General features: G+C 65.8%; 18 protein-coding genes. 1 reads left to right on the forward strand and 17 read right to left on the reverse strand.

Features of this window, described 5'->3' with window-relative positions; all coding sequences use genetic code 11:
- Entirely contained in the window at window positions 1–1,005 is a 1,005-nt protein-coding gene (gene hypE, locus DSX2_RS08165) for a hydrogenase expression/formation protein HypE (protein WP_020880697.1), read from the forward strand.
- An 87-nt stretch (window positions 1,006–1,092) separates the two neighbouring features.
- Here hypE and DSX2_RS08170 read toward each other — a convergent pair whose 3' ends face one another.
- The 17 genes from DSX2_RS08170 to DSX2_RS08250 all read right to left on the reverse strand — a co-directional run bounded on the left by DSX2_RS08170 (window position 1,093) and on the right by DSX2_RS08250 (window position 16,457).
- Window positions 1,093–2,085: a chemotaxis protein gene (locus tag DSX2_RS08170; RefSeq protein WP_020880698.1), complete on the reverse strand. Its 993-nt coding sequence runs from the start codon at window positions 2,083–2,085 to the stop codon at window positions 1,093–1,095.
- 47 nt (window positions 2,086–2,132) lie between these two features.
- Complete coding sequence (gene ispH, locus DSX2_RS08175; RefSeq protein ID WP_020880699.1) at window positions 2,133–2,981, reverse strand: 4-hydroxy-3-methylbut-2-enyl diphosphate reductase; 849 nt, start codon at window positions 2,979–2,981, stop codon at window positions 2,133–2,135.
- A 51-nt stretch (window positions 2,982–3,032) separates the two neighbouring features.
- Window positions 3,033–4,091, reverse strand: coding sequence for a tRNA-dihydrouridine synthase (locus DSX2_RS08180; RefSeq protein ID WP_020880700.1), 1,059 nt, complete (start codon window positions 4,089–4,091; stop codon window positions 3,033–3,035).
- Between the two features lie 149 nt (window positions 4,092–4,240).
- Window positions 4,241–4,552, reverse strand: coding sequence for a tetratricopeptide repeat protein (locus tag DSX2_RS08185; protein WP_172640017.1), 312 nt, complete (start codon window positions 4,550–4,552; stop codon window positions 4,241–4,243).
- A gap of 288 nt (window positions 4,553–4,840) precedes the next feature.
- Window positions 4,841–5,656 (reverse strand): hypothetical protein, encoded by an 816-nt coding sequence (locus tag DSX2_RS08190; protein ID WP_020880702.1) that lies wholly within the window; start codon window positions 5,654–5,656, stop codon window positions 4,841–4,843.
- A gap of 63 nt (window positions 5,657–5,719) precedes the next feature.
- On the reverse strand, window positions 5,720–6,136 hold the full coding sequence (locus DSX2_RS08195; protein ID WP_020880703.1) for a hypothetical protein: 417 nt from the start codon (window positions 6,134–6,136) through the stop codon (window positions 5,720–5,722).
- A gap of 4 nt (window positions 6,137–6,140) precedes the next feature.
- Window positions 6,141–6,461, reverse strand: coding sequence for a hypothetical protein (locus tag DSX2_RS08200; protein ID WP_020880704.1), 321 nt, complete (start codon window positions 6,459–6,461; stop codon window positions 6,141–6,143).
- Window positions 6,461–7,216: a flagellar basal body-associated protein FliL gene (gene fliL / locus DSX2_RS08205; RefSeq protein ID WP_020880705.1), complete on the reverse strand. Its 756-nt coding sequence runs from the start codon at window positions 7,214–7,216 to the stop codon at window positions 6,461–6,463. The genes DSX2_RS08200 and fliL overlap by 1 nt, the downstream gene beginning before the upstream one ends.
- Window positions 7,217–7,251: 35 nt before the next feature.
- Complete coding sequence (locus DSX2_RS08210; protein WP_020880706.1) at window positions 7,252–7,635, reverse strand: chemotaxis response regulator CheY; 384 nt, start codon at window positions 7,633–7,635, stop codon at window positions 7,252–7,254.
- 15 nt (window positions 7,636–7,650) lie between these two features.
- Window positions 7,651–8,445, reverse strand: coding sequence for a FliA/WhiG family RNA polymerase sigma factor (locus DSX2_RS08215; protein ID WP_020880707.1), 795 nt, complete (start codon window positions 8,443–8,445; stop codon window positions 7,651–7,653).
- The gene (locus DSX2_RS08220) at window positions 8,387–9,211 is read right to left on the reverse strand and encodes a MinD/ParA family protein (RefSeq protein ID WP_020880708.1); all 825 of its coding nucleotides are present in this window, start codon (window positions 9,209–9,211) and stop codon (window positions 8,387–8,389) included. Before DSX2_RS08220 ends, DSX2_RS08215 begins: the two co-directional genes overlap by 59 nt.
- 74 nt (window positions 9,212–9,285) lie before the next feature.
- Window positions 9,286–10,425: a GTP-binding signal recognition particle SRP54 G- domain-containing protein gene (locus DSX2_RS08225; RefSeq protein ID WP_020880709.1), complete on the reverse strand. Its 1,140-nt coding sequence runs from the start codon at window positions 10,423–10,425 to the stop codon at window positions 9,286–9,288.
- Window positions 10,415–12,520, reverse strand: a complete 2,106-nt coding sequence (flhA, locus tag DSX2_RS08230) for a flagellar biosynthesis protein FlhA (RefSeq protein WP_020880710.1) — start codon at window positions 12,518–12,520, stop codon at window positions 10,415–10,417. Before flhA ends, DSX2_RS08225 begins: the two co-directional genes overlap by 11 nt.
- A 42-nt stretch (window positions 12,521–12,562) precedes the next feature.
- The gene (flhB, locus tag DSX2_RS08235; protein WP_020880711.1) at window positions 12,563–13,627 is read right to left on the reverse strand and encodes a flagellar biosynthesis protein FlhB; all 1,065 of its coding nucleotides are present in this window, start codon (window positions 13,625–13,627) and stop codon (window positions 12,563–12,565) included.
- A 9-nt stretch (window positions 13,628–13,636) separates the two neighbouring features.
- The gene (gene fliR, locus DSX2_RS08240; protein WP_035041419.1) at window positions 13,637–14,431 is read right to left on the reverse strand and encodes a flagellar biosynthetic protein FliR; all 795 of its coding nucleotides are present in this window, start codon (window positions 14,429–14,431) and stop codon (window positions 13,637–13,639) included.
- A 295-nt stretch (window positions 14,432–14,726) separates the two neighbouring features.
- The gene (locus tag DSX2_RS08245) at window positions 14,727–15,632 is read right to left on the reverse strand and encodes a M23 family metallopeptidase (RefSeq protein ID WP_020880713.1); all 906 of its coding nucleotides are present in this window, start codon (window positions 15,630–15,632) and stop codon (window positions 14,727–14,729) included.
- A 78-nt stretch (window positions 15,633–15,710) separates the two neighbouring features.
- Window positions 15,711–16,457, reverse strand: coding sequence for an ATP-binding protein (locus DSX2_RS08250; protein WP_020880714.1), 747 nt, complete (start codon window positions 16,455–16,457; stop codon window positions 15,711–15,713).
- Between the last annotated feature and the right edge of the window lie 240 nt (window positions 16,458–16,697).

Consider the following 16,697-nt stretch of genomic DNA (forward strand, 5'->3'; position numbering starts at 1 on the left):
ATGCCGGACAAGGTCCTCCTCGACTACGGCAGCGGCGGCCGCGCCTCCCAGCGCCTGATCGCCGAGCTCTTCCTCACGCACTTCGACAACCCGGAGCTCTCGCGCCTGAACGACGCCGCGGTGCTCGACATCACGGGCCGCGTGGCCATGTCCACGGACAGCTACACCGTGGACCCCATCTTCTTCCCGGGCGGCGACATCGGCTCGCTGGCCGTGCACGGCACGGTCAACGACGTGTCCATGCTCGGCGCGGTGCCGCGCTACCTCACCTGCGGCTTCATCATCGAGGAAGGTCTGCCCATGGCCGACCTCGAGCGCATCGTGGCCTCCATGGGCACGGCTGCCAAGCGCGCGGGCGTGGCCATCGTCACGGGCGACACCAAGGTGGTGCCCAAGGGCGCGGCGGACCGCATCTTCATCAACACCACCGGCATCGGCGAGATCATCGTCGATCCCACGCCGAGCGGCGACCGCGCGGCCGTGGGCGACGCGGTGCTCGTCTCCGGGAGCATGGGCGACCACGGCCTGACCATCCTCTCGCGCCGCCAGGGCCTGTCCTTCGACGCCCCGGTGCAGAGCGACTCAGCAGCCCTGAACCACCTCATCGAGAAGCTCCTGCGCACTCTCCCGGAGATCCACGTCCTGCGCGATCCCACGCGCGGCGGCCTGGCGACCACCCTGAACGAGATCGCCTCCTCGTCCGGCGCGGGCATCCTGGTGCGCGAGACCGAGCTGCCCATAAGCGACGCGGTGCGCTCGGGCTGTTCCTTCCTCGGGCTCGACCCGCTGTACCTGGCCAACGAGGGCAAGTTCATCTGCATCCTGCCCGAGGCCCTGGCCGACGAGGCCCTCGCCGTCATGCGCGCCGACCCCCTTGGCGCGGGCGCATGCCGCATCGGCAGCGTCGTCGCCGACCACGCGGGCAAGGTCGCGCTGGAGACGCCGCTCGGCGGCAGACGCCTGCTCGGCATGCTCGAGGGCGAGCAGCTGCCGCGGATCTGCTGACCTCGCATCTTCATCGCGAGCTTGAAAAAAATGCGGGCCGCCGGAGAAATCCGGCGGCCCGCTTCGTTTCGGACGGAGAAGAACGGTTCAGACCGCGGCAGGGGCAGGTTTTGCGGTCGTCTGGCCTCCCAGCTTCTCCTCGATGAGGCGCTTTGCGCGCATGGCCAGCTGGCCGACCTCGGGCTTGGCGATCTGGTCGTCCGCGCCCACGGCCTCGCCCTTGTGGCGCAGCTTGTCCGTGATGAGGGAGGAGAAGAGGATGACCGGCAGCTGCGCGAGGGTCTTGTCCTCCTTGATGCGCTTGGTCAGATGGTGGCCGTCCATGGCGGGCATCTCGATGTCCGCCACGACCACCTGCAGGTAGTCGGTCAGGGGACGGCCGTCGCCCTCGGCCGTTGCCTTGATGGCCTGCAGCCTCTCCCAGCACTCGCGGCCGTTGGTCGTGACCTCCACGTCGAAGTTGGCCTTCTCGAGCAGGTCGCGCAGCATCTCGCGGATGAGCGCCGAATCGTCCGCCACCAGGGCGCGCCAGCGCCGTCCCGTGCTGTAGTCCACGTCCGCGTCGAGCCGAAGGCCCAGCTGCGGGTTCAGCTCGGTGACGATCTTCTCCAGGTCCAGGAGGAAGATGATCCGGTTGTCGATCTTGACCACGCCGGTGATGGAGTTGGAGGAGAAGGCGGCCACGTAGCCGCTGGGCGACTCGACCTTCTCCCAGGACATGCGGTGGATGCGGTTCACGCCCGAGACCAGGAAGGCCGTGGTGACCTTGTTGAACTCGGTGACGATGACCTTGGGCGGCTCCCGTTCCACGCGGCGCTTGCCGAGCCACAGCGAGAGGTCCACCAGGGGGATGACGTGCGAGCGGAGGTTGAACGTGCCGAGGATGCTCGGATGGCTGACGTTGGGCAGGACCGTGATCTTGGGCAAGCGGATGATCTCCAGCACCTTGGCCACGTTCACGCCGTAGTAGCCTTCGTAGAAGGCTTCCGACGCCTTCGCCTCGTCCGGCTCGTCGATGAAGAATTCGACGATCTCGAGTTCGTTGGTGCCCGCCTCGAGCAGGATGTTCGTCTGGCTCATCTTCCCCCCCCGTGTCCTTGCGGTGCCCGCGCCTTCGCGTGCCCAGGCTAGAGATTCTTCAGGACGGCCTCGACCTCGTCAATGAGTTTCTTGGGGGTGGAGGCGCCCGCCGTGAGGCCCACCCGGTGGGTGCCCCGGATGCGGTCCAGGGGAAGCTCGGCCGCCGTCTCCACGTGCACGCAGGGCGTGCCCCCGGCCTCCACGACCTTGGCCAGCCGCCTGGTGTTGCCGGAATCCCGGCCGCCCACCACGACCATGAAGTCCACCCCGCGGGCGATGTCGATGGCCTCCTTCTGGCGGTCGCGCGTGGCGTCGCAGATGGTCTGCAGCACGGCCACGTCGAGGTCTTTGCGGTCCTTCAGCCTGTCGGCCAGCTCGCGGAACACGATCTTGTCCTGCGTGGTCTGGGCGGCCAGGCAATAGCGCTCGCCGGATTCAAAGGGAAAATCGTAGAGCTCCTCGGGCGATTCGAAGACGAAGGCGCCTGCCGAGGCGTAGCTGACCAGTCCCTTGACCTCGGGGTGCTCGGATTCGCCGTAGAGCAGCACGATGCGGCCCTCGGCCGCCATGCGTGAGATGAGGATCTGGGCCTTCTTGACCCGGGGACAGGTGGCGTCGATGACCTGGGCGCCGCGGTCGCAAAGCGCCTCCTCGGTGGTGCGGGGGATGCCGTGCGCGCGTATGACCACGCTGCTCCCGGCCGAGATGTCGTCGACGCTCTTCGCCACGCTCACGCCCAGGCGGGCATAGTCTTCCATGACCTGGGGGTTGTGGATGATCGGACCGAAGGTGGCCACCGGACCGACCGGCGCCTCCTCGATCAGGCTGTCCAGCCTGCGCAGGGCCAGGGCCACGCCCATGCAGAAACCGGCCGTCTCGGCCCGGACTATCTCCATAGTCTCCTCCAGGGGGCGCCGGAGCGCCGGTCGTTCGGATCGCGCGACACGTTACGTCGCCTCGCTTCCCGGGGCAACCTCAGCGGAGAGGGCGACGGCCGGGGCCGGGGAAACGTCTTCAGGACTGTCCTGGGCCGTGTCCAGCGCCTCGAGCATCTCGGCCAGCTCATGGACCATATCCCAGGAGTGGCAGAGGATCATGCGCTTCCTGATCTCCTTGGAGCCCGGCAGGCCGTGCACGAAGCGGGGGATGACCGTGCGCAGCTTGAGCAGGTCCTTGCGCGGCGCGCCGTGGTCGCGGATGAGCGCCGCATGGCGGCGGATGAAGGAGGCGATGCGCGTGCCGGTGAGCGGCGCGGGAGCGCGGCCCGCAAGCAGCTCGCGCAGGTCCTCGAAGATGCCGGGATGCCTGAGCGCCCCGCGGGCGAACATGACGCCGTCGACGCCGGTCTGGGCGATGCAGCGGGCCGCGTCCTCGGCCGTGAAAAGGTCCCCGCTGGCGATCACCGGCACGTTCACCGCGGCCTTGACGGCCCCGAGGCTCGGCCAGTGGGCCTCGCCGGAATAGCCCTGCGCGCCGCTGCGGGGATGCAGCGTCAGCCAGGCCACGCCCACGTCCTCCAGGCGTTTCGCCGCTTCGAGAAAGGTCTGCTCGTCGTGCGTCCAGCCCAGGCGGATCTTCACGCCCACGCGACCCTCGCCCGCCTCGCGCACCATGGCCTCGGCCACGGCTGCCAGGCGCTCGGGCTCGCGCATCATGGCCGCGCCGCAACCTGTCTTGACCACTTTGGGCACCGGGCAGCCGGCGTTCAGGTCGAGCAGGGCGTGGCCGCGCTCGAGCACGAAGGCCGCGCCGCGGGCCACGATGTCGGGATCGGCGCCGAAGAGCTGGACCACCAGAGGCGCGTCCTCGGGGGTGGTGGCCAGGAGCCGCGCGGTGCCCTTGGAGGTGAAGAGCAGCCCCTTGGCGCTGACCATTTCGGTTTCACAGCAGGCCGCGCCGTGCTCGCGGCAGAGCAGGCGGAAGGGCAGGTCGGAGTAGCCGGCCAGGGGGGCGAGCCAGGGCCGGTCCGGGGCGATGGGCGGCAGGACTGTCGTGGTGTCGGGCATGATTCCTCGGTCTTTCGGGAACCGGAACGTGGGGTCTTTGGCCCTGATTGTCAAGACGTCGAGAAGGAAGGAGGGGGGCGCCGGTGGCGGCGGCGCCCCCCGATGGGCATGGACGGAGGTGTGGCGAGTCGGCGGGATTCTGCGGAAGGTCAGGCGGCGTCGGTAAGGAAGGTTCCGACGCTGCGCCTCATGCGGTCGAGCAGCGGATGGTCCGCTCCGAGCCGGCCTTCGACCAGGGAGATCGCCGTGCGGTAATGCCGGACGGCGGCGGAGATGTTGCCTGCATGCGACAGCACCAGGGCGAGGTTGCAGCGGATCTTGGCCTGGTGAACCTGGCTTCCGATCCTCCCGGACAGGGCCAGGGCGTCGTTCAGCTGCTCCAGGGCCGCGTCGCCGTCGCCGGCGTTGAAGCTGTCCATTCCGGCCCTGATGAGTCCGCCGAGGGTCTTGCATGCACACATGGTCATCTCTCCCGTGTCGTTTGCCGTTTCGGCGGCGGGTTCCATGACCGCCGTCGTGAGTCCTTTTTAAGTGAACTTGAGAATCATTGTCAATTAAAAGTGGCAGGAAACTTATGAAAAATATATTTGTCTAGAAATATTAATTTGTTGCGTGAATAGCGCCGTCTGCTGCGGGAGCATGAACTCGTGATGTGGCGGGCGATTCGAGCCGCGAAGGGGACACGGGCTTTGCAGGAACCGCGAACTGATCGTGATCCGGGCAGGCGCGAGAGAAGGGGAGAGGCTTGCTCAGACGTAGCGGCGCCGCAGGCCGAGGGCCGAGGACGGGCCGAGGAAGGGCGCGAGCAGGGGCTGGGGGGCGGAGGTCAGGGCGGTTGCGCCCAGCAGGGACCAGCGCGGAGCGTCCGCAAGGACGAGGATAGCTTCGAGGGAGGAGAGAAGCCGGGGCAGGGCCTCAGGATGTTCGGCCTGGACGCGGTAGGAGGCGTCAGCGCCGCGCGCCGCTCCGGTCAAACGGACGCGTCCGGCGTCCGGGTGCACGGCGTCGGCGAGAAGGCGCAGCATGCCGTCGGGCTGGCGCACCGTCAGGCGCTCCACCCCGGGCGCGCCGGGAAGCAGAAGCGGGAAGTAGTCCAGCACGGCGCCTCGGGGGCGCAGCAGGTTGTCGTTCAGGACGGCGAGCGAGGCGCGGGCGCGGGCCATGGCCGTGGCGAGGGGAGAGCGCCTGGGAAAGAGGGCGGCAAGCTTGCCGTCCTGCAGGGAAAGGGGGCTGGATTCGCATGCCTCGGACGCGTGGGCGAGCGCGTCCTCGAGCGCGGCGCGCGCCGCCAGCCAGTCGGCCGCGAGGCCCTGGGGCGTGGGGCCGGACGAGCCGTCGTCCGTGAGGAGCCGCAGCACGATCTCCGGCCACAGGGAGGTGATCTCGAAGGCCAGCAGGCGGCCGGGGCGCAGTCCGGGGTCGAGGTGCGCCAGGAGGCGCACGCCGTGGATCTCGATCCAGTAGAATCCCGGGCGCTCTTCCTCGGCGATCCGGCCGCGCACCACGTCGCCCGGGGAATGCCGGGCCCGGAACTGGGCTGCGCGGTCGTTTGCGGAGTCGTTCATGGGATTCGTCGCCGGTGTGGGAGGTCAGCCCACGATTGGCGCGGCCGTGGCGGCCGCGGGGTGCTAGTCGCCGTCCTGCTCGATGATGAATTCGACCTCGTCCACGGACATGCCCGAGGCCCGGGCGAGCTCGATGGGGGACTTGCCCCTGCGGTGCCCGGTGAGCACCATCTCGCGCAGGAACTGGGGGGAGCGGGCCATCTCCTGGGCCTGTTTGAGGAGCTTGGTCAAATCCTTGGCGCGGGCTTCCAGGGCCTGGTCCAGGGCGGCCAGCTCCACCTGCCGCTGTTCGAAGGAGGTCACCAGCTCGCGCTCCATCTGCGAGTTGAAGCGCAGCTTGTTGAGCAGGTCGTCCTGCTTGTCGCGCAGCCGCGAGAGCACTTCCTCGCTCTTGCGCAGGCGCAGGAAGAAGACCACCACCAGGGCGAGCAGGAGGATCTCGAAGAGCGAGAGGAGGATGAGCAGCATTTCCATGGACATGGCGTCAGACCTTGAGGTTCAGGAGGTTGCCCGACCAGGGCGAGGCGTTGGAGGCGGGCTGGTCCGGCTCCTCCGGCTCCTCCTCGCGGCGTTCGTGTTCGCCGTGCATCTGCTGGCCGGAATTGGAGTCGTCCTCCTCCACCTGCTTGGATTTCTCCTTCTTCTCGATCTCCTGCACCTGATCGTGCGACAGTTCCTGGTGCTCCTGGACCTGCTCGTAGAGATTGGCCCGCTGGGTCTCCGGATGGACGTGCGAGGCCGTCACTATCTTGGAGAGGTGCGGGAGCTGCTGGATCAGCAGGATCAGATCGACGTCGTTGCCCATCACTGCACCAGATATTTCTTGATCAGCAGGATACTGAGCTGGTCTGTGCCCAGGAACTTGTTGACGATCTGCAGGATGTCCGCCTTGATCGCCTCCAGGTTCCCCGTATCTGCCAGAAAGGCGTAGTCCTTGTTCTTCAGGTAGTAGTACACGGCATCCCGGAGGATCAGCATCTTGGCGTTGATCTCCCGCTCCGTCTGCTCGCTCTTGGTCGTCACTGCAAAAGAAATATGCAAGAAGTGAACCCTCTTGTCCGCATCGATCTTCTCGACCCAGAACGGCTCGAAGGACACGGTGAATTCCGTGGGCTTGGGCGGTGGAGGCGGCGGCGTATGTTCCGCGGGCTTCTCGGCGTGTTCCTCGACCGGAGGCGGCGGTGGCGGGGCAGGTGCCTTGCTCGGGGAACGCAGCAGGAGGAAGAGGGTCGCGCCGACGCCGACGAGCAGGAGCGCGGCCAGAAGGAAGAGGAGCTTCTTGTTCTTGAGCCAGGAGGGAGCAGAGCGGGGCTTCTTCTCCTCGAGGCCGATCTCCTTGGGAGCCTCCTCCGCTGCCGCTGCGGCGGGCTCCTCTTCGTCCTCGTCCTCGAGGAAGGGGGCGTCGTCGAGGTCGAGCTCGACCTTCTGCAGGGCCCTGGGTACTTCCTGCCCGGGGTCCAGGTCGCTCTCGTCGAGCTTCGCCTTCTCTTCGCCGGCCTTGCCGCCCTCGGGCTCGTCAACGCCGAGCGGGTCGTCGTCGCCGGGGACCATCAGCACCATCCGCGCCCCTTCGAGGACGGCCCATCAGGGCCGAACTACTTGTCGAAAATCTTCTGGATCTTCTGGCCCAGGGTCTCCGCCGTGAAGGGCTTCACGATGTAGTTGGAGACCTTGGCCTGCACCGCCTCGATGATGTTCTCCTGCTGCGCCTCGGCCGTGACCATGAGGAAGGGCAGGTCGCCGAACTCTTCGCTGGCGCGAACCTTGCGCAGGAGCTCGATGCCGGACATCTGGGGCATGTTCCAGTCGGAGACGATGAAGTCGATCTTGTCCTTGTTCAGGGTCTCCCAGGCCGTGGAGCCGTCGTCGGCTTCGACGATGTTCTGGAAACCGATCTGGCGCAGGATGTTGCGCACGATACGGCGCATGGTCGAGAAGTCGTCCACCACGAGAATGCGCATATTGTAGTTCATGGCCATAGGCTCTCCCGTCGTTTACCTGAAGTCTCCCCCGTACTGCGTACGGAACAGCCCTCTCAGCTTGCTCAATGCCTGTGAATGCAGTTGCGAGACGCGTCCCTCGGTGATGTCCATGACCTCGGCCGTCTCGCGCATGTTCAGCTCCTCCCCGTAGTACAACGACAGGACGAGCTTCTCTCGCGGGGTCAATTCATCAATGAGCATGGCGATTTTGTCAACGATTTCCTGGAAGGCGGCCAGGTTGTAGGGATCGTTCTCGTGGCTCGCCTTCTTCATGCTAGCCAGGTTCTCGGACAGCGTCTCGAGGCTCACGCAGACCTGGTTCTGGAGCATCTCCAGGCTGTAGTCCACGTCCCGCTCGGTGAGGCCGGTCTCGCGGGCCAGCTCCTCCACCGAGGGCGTCCGCCCCGACTCGCCTTCCATGCGCCGCGAGGCCTCCTCGATGGTCCGCATCTTCTGGCGCAGGTTGCGCGAGAACCAGTCCATGCGCCGCAGATCGTCGAGCATGGCGCCCTTGATGCGGTTCTCGGCGTAGGTCTCGAACTTGATGCCGTGCGCGGGATCGAACTTCTTGAGCGCCTCGAGCAGCCCCATGGAGCCGGCGCTGATCAGCTCGGACAGCTCGATGCTCTTGGGCAGCTTGGCCTTCAGGCGCAGGCCGATGATCTTGATCTTGGGCGCGTAATGGCGAACGACCTCTTCCTTGTCCCTGGGGGGCAGGTCGTCGAAGGCGGCGTCGCCGTTTTCGAGCCTAAGCCACGGACTGTTCCTGGAAGAGGATCTTTTTCCAGAAGAATTTGATGTTTCCATCGAGCCTTGTCGCTGGTTGCCATCTGTTCACCGCGCGGGCGATCTCTGCCATCTGCCTGGCCGCCGGACTGTCCGGCGTGCGTGTGCTGAACGGGATCTGGTCGATGACGGCGCGTCTGACCTCGACGTCCATGGGCAGGTAGCCCACCATGTCCAGGGAGACGCCGTCAAGAAAGTGGTCGCAGGCCTTGTACAGCGTGGTGAAGACGTTCCTGGCCGTCCGCGCGTCCGGGACCATATTCACCAGAATCCTGAATTTGTCTATCCCGTGGCTGTTCTTGAGCACCTTGATGACCGCGTAGGCGTCGGTCAGGGAGGTCGGCTCCGGCGTGACCACCAGCAGGCGTTCCTGCACGGCCAAGTTGAAATAGAGCACGTTGTCGTTGATGCCCGCGCCGGTGTCCACGATCAGGTAGTCGACCTGGTCTTCCAGGCCGTCCATGGCTTCCAGGAGCTCGAGCTTCTGGCCCGTGGACAGGGAGAGCATGTCGGCCACGCCCGAGGCCGCGGGCAGGATCGTGAAGCCGTATTCCGTGGGCAGCAGAATGTCCTCGATGGGCGTCTGCTCGTGGAAAAGATGGAAAAGGGTGTGCGTGGGCGCGAGCCCGAGGAGCACGTCCACGTTGGCCAGGCCGAGGTCGGCGTCCAGAAGCACCACGCGGCGGCCCATGGCGGCCAGGCGGCAGGCCAGGTTGACCGAGACGTTGGTCTTGCCCACTCCTCCCTTGCCGGAGGTCACGGAGAGCACGAGAGGGTAGTTCGCCATCGACTTCGGGTCCTTCGCCCTGGAATTCTTGTCGGTCCGCATGGTGCGTGTCGTTTGCATGTCCGTATCGCGCCTCAGGCCGCCGCGGTGCGCGATGCGGGCTTGCGGGCGCCGCGTCGTGCGGGAGCGTGCGGAGCCTCGCTCCTGGCCGCGGGCAGCTCGTGCTTGAAGAGCAGCTTCCACAGCGCCATGCTCTCCGTGAGCGCCAGGGCGTCCTTGAGGCCCGGCCCCCTGACCAGGGCGCTGGCGGGCAGCCCCGTGTGCTCGGCGGCGTTGACCATGGAACCGAAAGTACAGGCTTCGTCGAGCTTCGTCCAGATGAGGGAGACGGTTTTCGCCGTCTTGTAGGTGTCCAGGAAGATGCGCATCTGCGCGGGCGCGTAGTGCGGCGAGAGCAGCAGGTGCACGGCGAGCTCGGAAAGGTTCGAGAGCCCGAGCACGGCCAGGGAGTCGGAGAGGCGCTCGCCGCGCGGCAGGCTCGGCAGGTCCATGAACACGCGGTCGAAGCGCGTGAACTCGCCGAGCAGGCTCTGCACGTCGTCGCGGCCGTGCACCTCGCGGTAGGCCATGCCGGAGAGCTGCGCGTAGTGTTTGAGCAGAAGGCGGCCCTTGCCGCGGTCGCAGTCGGCGTTGACCAGGCAGATGCCCGCCTTGGGGGTGGCCTTCTGGCAGGCCAGGGCCATGCGCACGAGCTGGGTGGTCTTGCCAACGCCGCTCGGGCCGGACAGGGCCTGGATCTTCTGCGGATAGGCGCCGGGCGTCAGCGGTCTGACGCCGACGACCTCGCCCAGCGATTGCAGCAGGGAGGCATGACGATCGCGGGAGAGTCGCGCGAAGAGGCGGATGATCACCTGCCGCTCCACGCCGTCCTCCTCCAGGAAGCGCAGGCCCTGCTGCTGCCTGGGGGAGAGCAGGGAGAGGTCCATGCGGTCGCCGGCCAGGCCGAGAAGCACGTCTTTTATCTGGCTCCACTCGCGCTTGAGGCTCATGACGTCCTCCGCTTCCGACGCCGGGGAGCCCCCGGCGAGGCTTTGCGTGGCGGACGGCGCGTCCTGTCCGGCATCCTGCTCCACCGCGGCCATGACCTCGCAGAAACAGATGCCGTTCTCGCGCCTGCTCTGCGTGGAGAGGATGATCGCTTCGGGGCCGAGCTCGCGCTTGACCTGTTCCAGGACCGCCTTCGTGTTCTTTCCGCGAAAGGTCTTAACCCGCATTGTTCAGATCCACCACGGCCAGGGTTTGCAGTCGGATTTCCGCCGGGATCTCGGCCTGGGAGACCACGGGCAGCGTCGGGATGAATCTAAGCACAATCTGGGCCAAGTGAGGCCTGATTACGGGTGAGGTCAGCAGGACCGGCTGGCCGTCGTGGACCAGCGCCGCTTCCGTGACGCGGTTGATGGCCTGAATGATCTGCTGCGCCTTGAAGGGGTCGAGCGCCAGGTAGGCGCCCTGGTCGGTCTGGCGCAGCGATTCCTGCAGGAGCCGCTCGATGCCCTGGTCCAGGGTCAGGATGGGCAGGGTGCCGTCCTTGGCCTGGTACTGCTTGACGATGGTGCGGCCCATGCGCGAGCGCACGTACTCGGTGAGCTGGTCCGGGTCCTTGATGCCCGGGCCGTAGTCGGCGAGGGCTTCGACGATGGTCAGGAGATCGCGTATGGAGATGTTCTCCTTGACCAGGTTCTGCAGGACCTTCTGCACGGTGCCCAGGTGCATGATGTTCGGGATGAGGTCGTCCACGGCCTTGGGCGCGCGCTTGTGCAGGTTGTCGAGCAGCGCCTGGACCTCCTGGCGGCCGAGGAACTCGTGCAGGTTGCGCTTGAAGACCTCGGTAAGGTGCGTGGCGATGACCGTTGAAGGATCGACCACGGTGTAGCCGGCGAGCATGGCCTCTTCCTTCTGGCTGTCGGGGATCCACAGCGCCGGAAGGTTGAAGGCCGGCTCGCGGGTCTCCACGCCCTTGATGCGGTGCTTCACGTCGCCCGGGTCCATGGCCAGCAGGTGATCCACCAGGATCTCCGCCGTGGCCAGTTCGTTGCCCTTGATGAGCACGGAGTACTGGCCCGGGTTCAGCTGCAGGTTGTCGCGCAGGTGCAGCGACGGAACGATGACGCCCATGTCCAGGGCGAACTGGCGGCGGATGGAGCGGATGCGCGCCAGCAGGTTGCCGTTCTGCTCCTCGTCCACGAGCGGGATGAGGCCGTAGCCCACCTCGAGTTCCAGGGCGTCCAGGGGCAGGAGCGCCTGGACCTCCTCGGGAGTGTCCAGGGCCGGAGCTTCCTTCTTTTTGTCCTTGGAGTCGGTATCCATCTCCGCGACGTTCTTGGCGGCCACCTTGGAGACGAAGAAGACCAGGCCCGCCAGTCCCAGGAAGGGAATGGTGGGCATGCCGGGCACGATGCCGAAGATGACCAGGATGACGGATACGAGGCGCAGGGCGCGCGGATGCATGGTGAACTGACCGATGAATTCCTCGCCCATCTTCGCCTCCGCCGCGGCGCGGGAGACGATGATGCCCGCCGAGGTGGCGATGATGATGCTCGGGATGGTGGCCACCAGACCGTCGCCGATGGTCAGCAGGGTGTAGGTCTTGGCCGCGTCCATCCAGTTCATGCCCTTCATGACGATGCCGATGAAGAGCCCGCCGACGATGTTCACGCCGGTGATCATGATGCCCGCCTTGACGTCGCCCTGGACGAACTTGGAGGCACCGTCCATGGCTCCGTAGAAGTCGGCCTCCTTGCGCACGGTCTCGCGGCGGCGGGTGGCCTCCTTCTCGTCGAGGAGCCCGGCGTTCAGGTCGGCCTCGATGGCCATCTGCTTGCCGGGCATGGCGTCCAGGGTGAAGCGGGCCGCGACTTCCGCGATACGCGTGGTGCCCGCGGTGATGACCACCTTGTTCAGGATGAACAGGATCAGGAAGATGACGATGCCGATGAGGTAGTTGCCGCCGACCACGAACTCGCCGAAGGACTGGATGACCGAGCCCGCAGCGTCCGGGCCCTCGTTGCCGTGCAGCAGGATGAGACGCGTGGTGGCCACGTTCAGACCCAGGCGGAGCATGGTGGTGACCAGGAGGACCGAAGGAAAGATGGAGAATTCCATGGGGGAATTCATGAACATGGTCGTGACCAGGACGACCAGGGAGATGGAGATGGAGATGGTGAGCATGAAATCGAGCAGGATCGAGGGAACCGGCACGAGCATGATGAACAGGATGAGCATCACGCCCGCGGCGAGCATGATGTCGCCCTGCTTGGCGAACTTCTGGTAGTCGATGTTCATTCCCGCGAACTTGTCCGATGAAGCCATTTTTCCGACATCCTTCCTGTTCGTATTCCGTCGCGTCCGGAATTAGCCGCCGCGCTTGACCCGCCTGATCTGGGCCAGGATCGCGGCCACGGCCTGGTACATCTCTTCGGGGATCATTTCCCCGAGTTCCACCTGCTTATACAATGCCCGTGCCAGAGGCCGGTTCTCGCGGATGGGCACGCCGTGCTCGCGGGCCACCTCCTTGATCTTCTCGGCCAGGTGGTCCACGCCCTTGGCCACCACCACCGGGGCGGGAGCCGTCATGGCGTCGTACTGGAGCGCCACGGCGAAGTGGGTGGGGTTGGTGATGACCACGTCCGCCTTGGGCACCTTCTCGAGCATGCGCTGGGCCATGGACTCCAGCATCTTGCGGCGCTGCTTCTGCTTGACGACCGGGTCGCCTTCCATCTGCTTGCGCTCGTCCTTGACCTCCTGCTTGGTCATCTTGAGCTGTTCCTTGTAGTTCCAGCGCTGGTAGATGAGGTCGATGACGCCGATGATGAGCATGGGCAGCATCGCGTAGGTGAACATCTTGTAGAGCAGCTGCAGGATGTAGGCGGCGATGGCCGAGGGGCTGGCGTAGAAGAGCGGCAGGAGGTTCGGGGCCTCGTGCTTGAGCACGAAGTAGGGCGCCAGGGCCACGGCCACGGCCTGCAGCAGGCTTCTCCCCAGGTTCACGAAGGTCTGGGGGGAGAGCATCATTTTATTGAGCCCGGAGGCGATGTCCAGGAACTTGAACTTGAACTCGAGGACCTTGGGCGACCACAACTTGCCCACCTGAAGCCGCATGGTGAGATAGGCCACGAACGCGAGAAGGAAGAAAATCGGCAGAAGGATCACGGCCAGGCGGACGGAGACCATGACGAAGATGGAATAGACGGACTGCTCGGTGAGCTGCTTGAGGAGCCCCTCCTGGAAGAACCAGCGGTAGAGGTTCATGATCTCCTTGCCCATGTGCTGCAAGAGAAAGTAGCAGCCCACGGTGGCGGCAAGCATGAGGATGCTTTTGCTGAACTCCTGGCTTTTTGCGACCGATCCGTCATCGCGGGCTTTCTTGACCCGCTTTGCGGTCGCGTCTTCTGTTCTGCTCGGGTCTTTCTGGGCCATCGCCGCCGCCTAGTGGACGTTCAATCCTGCGGCCATGCGCAGGATCACGTCCATGCTCGTGTTGATGCCGGCGATGAATTCTCCCACGTAGCGCGAGAGGTAGGTGAAGGTGAAGCCGAGGAAGAGGAAGCCCACGCCGATCTTCACCGGGAAGCCGAAGGACAGAAGGTTCATCTGCGGGGCCACGCGCGAGATGAGCGCCAGGGAGACGTCGATGAGGAGCATGGCCACCATGACCGGCGCGGCCACCTTGATGCCCATGACGAAGATGCTGCCCGCAAGATCCACGACCCGGTAGCCGAGGCGGCCGGACATGATGAGCCCGCCGGGCGGAATGAGCTGGAAGCTCTGCGCCAGGCCGGAGAGCAGGTAGAGGTGGCCGTCCAGGGTCAGGAAGGTCATCAGGCTCACCATGTACAGGAAGTGCGAGGTCACGGGCTCCTGCTGGCCGGACATGGGGTCGACCGCGGTGACCATGGTGAAGCCCATCTGGAAGCCGATGATGGCGCCGCCCATCTGGATGGCGGCGAACATGAACTGGACCACGAGGCCGAGGAGCATGCCGAGCACCAGCTCGCCGACGAGCATGAGCATGATCGCCCAGATGTCGGCCGGCATGGCCTGGCCGGGAAAGCTCAACTGCGGCCACAGCGCCAGCGTCAGGGCCATGCACAGCGCGGCCTTGACCGTCACGGGGATGCTCTGCCCGCCGAAGAAGGGGAGCAGGAAGACCACGAGGCTCACACGCATGAAGGTCAGCAGGAAGCTGAAGACGGTGGCGGGGTTGAAGTTGAAGATGTCCATCGCGCGACTGTCGAGCAAGAAGCGGACCACGCGTGTGAAGCCTCGGGCGCGGCCTGCCCCGGCTTCGCGCAACGGCGGAAACATGCGGTCTTCGGGGGCGGCTCGCGGCCGTGGCGTACTTCAGGCGGCACTTCTCCCGCGTCCTGGCGGCGGCCGCTCCGTCAAGGATTTGGCCGGGCGGGAGCGCCCGCGCCGAGGGCGGGCGCCAAAAAACGAACTCCCCTCCGGCCGGGCGGGAGGGGAGTCGAAAGGCTTACGCGGGCGCAGTGCCCGGCGGGCCGCATGGGGGCCCGGGTCAGTTCAGGATGTAGCGCATGGGGTTGACCGGCACGCCGTTCAGCCGCACCTCGTAGTGCAGATGCGGGCCGGTACTGCGGCCTGAGGTGCCCGCGTAGCCGATCAGCTCGCCGCGGCTGACTGTCTGCCCTGGTTTGATGGCCAGGCGGTGCAGGTGGCCGTATTTGGTGCTGAGGCCGGCGCCGTGCTCCAGGGTGATGGACAGGCCGTAGCCGGAATCGCGGCCCGCGAAGGCGACCTTGCCCTTGGCCGGGGCGTAGATCGGCGAGCCCATGGGGCAGGAGATGTCCAGGCCCTTGTGGAACTCGCGCGTGCCCGTGAAGGGCGAGGTGCGGTAGCCGAAGGGCGAGGTTATCCAGCCCTCCACGGGCCAGATGGACGGCGTGGAGGCCAGGCTTTCGCGGTTCTTGCGGATGTCCTGCATGAGCTCCTGCTGGCGGACCTCCTCGAGGCGGGTGTCCGTGGAGAGCTGGTGCAGGTAGCTGTGCATCTTGCGGGCGAGCAGTTCCTGGCGGTAGAGCGTCAGGTAGTTCTTGGAGAAGGTGTTGGTCTCGGGACCGCCGAGCGCGGCCACGGCCTGCGGCTGGTTCGGATCGGTGTTCATCATGACCCTGAGCTTGGCGTCGAAGGTCCGGATGCGGCCGAGGTCCTTCTCGATGTTCTTGATCTTGGAGGCCAGGGAGAGCAGCTGGGTCTTCTGCTCGTGCACGGTCTTCTCGGAGTCGAGAAGGTTGCTCTCAAGGGAGGAATACTGGCTGTAGTACTGCCAGAGGAAAACGTTGCCCGCGGCCAGGGCGACGACAAAAAAAAGCAGCGCCACGACCATCCAGGCGCTGCAGCGAAGTTTCCGGCACTGGCCTACGCCATCACGGAAAATGACAACCTGATATTTTTTTGAAAGCATCATGGCTCCTTGGTAGTCGCCAACCCTGCCCGAGGGGCGGGGGCCGGACGCATTCGCCGGGGCCTCGTCACGACTTGTTTAGAGGATCAAACGGTCCGAGTCAAGCTGCCAGCGGGTGACCGCCCGGAAGACGTTCTCCCAGGTTTTGCGCTCGACGAACGTCTCGTGCAGGCGCTGCTCCACGGCGGCCCGCTCGCTGCTGCCCGAGGACGGGCAGGGGTTCTTGACCACGGGAAGGTCCCAGGCCCTGGCCGCCTTGATGACCTCCTTCTTGTGCAGGAGCAGCATGGGGCGGATGAGCGTCAGCTCCCCGCCGAAGTATTCGGACCGCCCGGACATGCCCTTCATGGTCGCCGTCTTGGTCATGTTCATGAACAGCGTGGCCACCAGGTCGTCGCCCGTGTGGCCGAAGGCGAGATGGCTCAAGCGGTAGGTCTTGCAGAGCTCGAAGAGCTTCTTGCGCCTGAACCAGGCGCAGTAGAAGCAGGGCGACTTCTTGCGGTTCTTCTCGGAATGCGCCTCCGGGCCGATGTTCATGACCTCGAAGTGCGCGGCCAGCCCGTTCGCGGCGCACCACTGCGCGATGGGGGCGTGGCAGGCCGTGTCGAAGCCCGGGTTGACGTGCAGGACCATGAGCTCGAAGGAGAAGGGGACGATCTGGCGGCGCAGGAGCAGGAGCTTGGTCATGAGCATGGAGTCCACGCCCCCGGACAGGGCTATGCCCAGGCGCGCGCCCTCCCTGAGTTGGCCGGTCTCCTTCATGAACAGGCCGGTCCTGCCCAGGCAATGCTTCTGCACGTAGTTGAGTCTGCCGATGGTTCCCATGCTCTTCGCCTCCGCGGACGCTTGCGCGCTTCTCCGTCTCCCGTCTCGGGCGGCCGATGCTTCTGCCTCTATGCTTCAGTCGCTGGTGTTTTCGCCCAAGGGGCCGCCGTCGGTGCGGACGGAAGACAGCCTTGGGGAGCGCAGGGAGGATCGGGTGCGGACGATTCGGATTCGAGGCGGCTTGTAGCCGGAAAGAGAGGCAGGGGCAAGTCCGGCGGCTTCGCCGCGCGCGGCGGGCTT

The organism is Desulfovibrio sp. X2 (genome assembly GCF_000422205.1).
Lineage (GTDB): Bacteria > Desulfobacterota > Desulfovibrionia > Desulfovibrionales > Desulfovibrionaceae > Alkalidesulfovibrio.

Coding starts and splice junctions, on each gene's coding strand:
- hypE (WP_020880697.1), top strand. CDS start 1: ATGCCGGACAAGGTCCTCCTCGACTACGGCAGCGGCGGCCGCGCCTCC.
- DSX2_RS08170 (WP_020880698.1), bottom strand. CDS start 2,085: ATGAGCCAGACGAACATCCTGCTCGAGGCGGGCACCAACGAACTCGAG.
- ispH (WP_020880699.1), bottom strand. CDS start 2,981: ATGGAGATAGTCCGGGCCGAGACGGCCGGTTTCTGCATGGGCGTGGCC.
- DSX2_RS08180 (WP_020880700.1), bottom strand. CDS start 4,091: ATGCCCGACACCACGACAGTCCTGCCGCCCATCGCCCCGGACCGGCCC.
- DSX2_RS08185 (WP_172640017.1), bottom strand. CDS start 4,552: ATGTGTGCATGCAAGACCCTCGGCGGACTCATCAGGGCCGGAATGGAC.
- DSX2_RS08190 (WP_020880702.1), bottom strand. CDS start 5,656: ATGAACGACTCCGCAAACGACCGCGCAGCCCAGTTCCGGGCCCGGCAT.
- DSX2_RS08195 (WP_020880703.1), bottom strand. CDS start 6,136: ATGTCCATGGAAATGCTGCTCATCCTCCTCTCGCTCTTCGAGATCCTC.
- DSX2_RS08200 (WP_020880704.1), bottom strand. CDS start 6,461: ATGGGCAACGACGTCGATCTGATCCTGCTGATCCAGCAGCTCCCGCAC.
- fliL (WP_020880705.1), bottom strand. CDS start 7,216: ATGGTGCTGATGGTCCCCGGCGACGACGACCCGCTCGGCGTTGACGAG.
- DSX2_RS08210 (WP_020880706.1), bottom strand. CDS start 7,635: ATGGCCATGAACTACAATATGCGCATTCTCGTGGTGGACGACTTCTCG.
- DSX2_RS08215 (WP_020880707.1), bottom strand. CDS start 8,445: ATGGAAACATCAAATTCTTCTGGAAAAAGATCCTCTTCCAGGAACAGT.
- DSX2_RS08220 (WP_020880708.1), bottom strand. CDS start 9,211: ATGGCGAACTACCCTCTCGTGCTCTCCGTGACCTCCGGCAAGGGAGGA.
- DSX2_RS08225 (WP_020880709.1), bottom strand. CDS start 10,425: ATGCGGGTTAAGACCTTTCGCGGAAAGAACACGAAGGCGGTCCTGGAA.
- flhA (WP_020880710.1), bottom strand. CDS start 12,520: ATGGCTTCATCGGACAAGTTCGCGGGAATGAACATCGACTACCAGAAG.
- flhB (WP_020880711.1), bottom strand. CDS start 13,627: ATGGCCCAGAAAGACCCGAGCAGAACAGAAGACGCGACCGCAAAGCGG.
- fliR (WP_035041419.1), bottom strand. CDS start 14,431: ATGGACATCTTCAACTTCAACCCCGCCACCGTCTTCAGCTTCCTGCTG.
- DSX2_RS08245 (WP_020880713.1), bottom strand. CDS start 15,632: ATGCTTTCAAAAAAATATCAGGTTGTCATTTTCCGTGATGGCGTAGGC.
- DSX2_RS08250 (WP_020880714.1), bottom strand. CDS start 16,457: ATGGGAACCATCGGCAGACTCAACTACGTGCAGAAGCATTGCCTGGGC.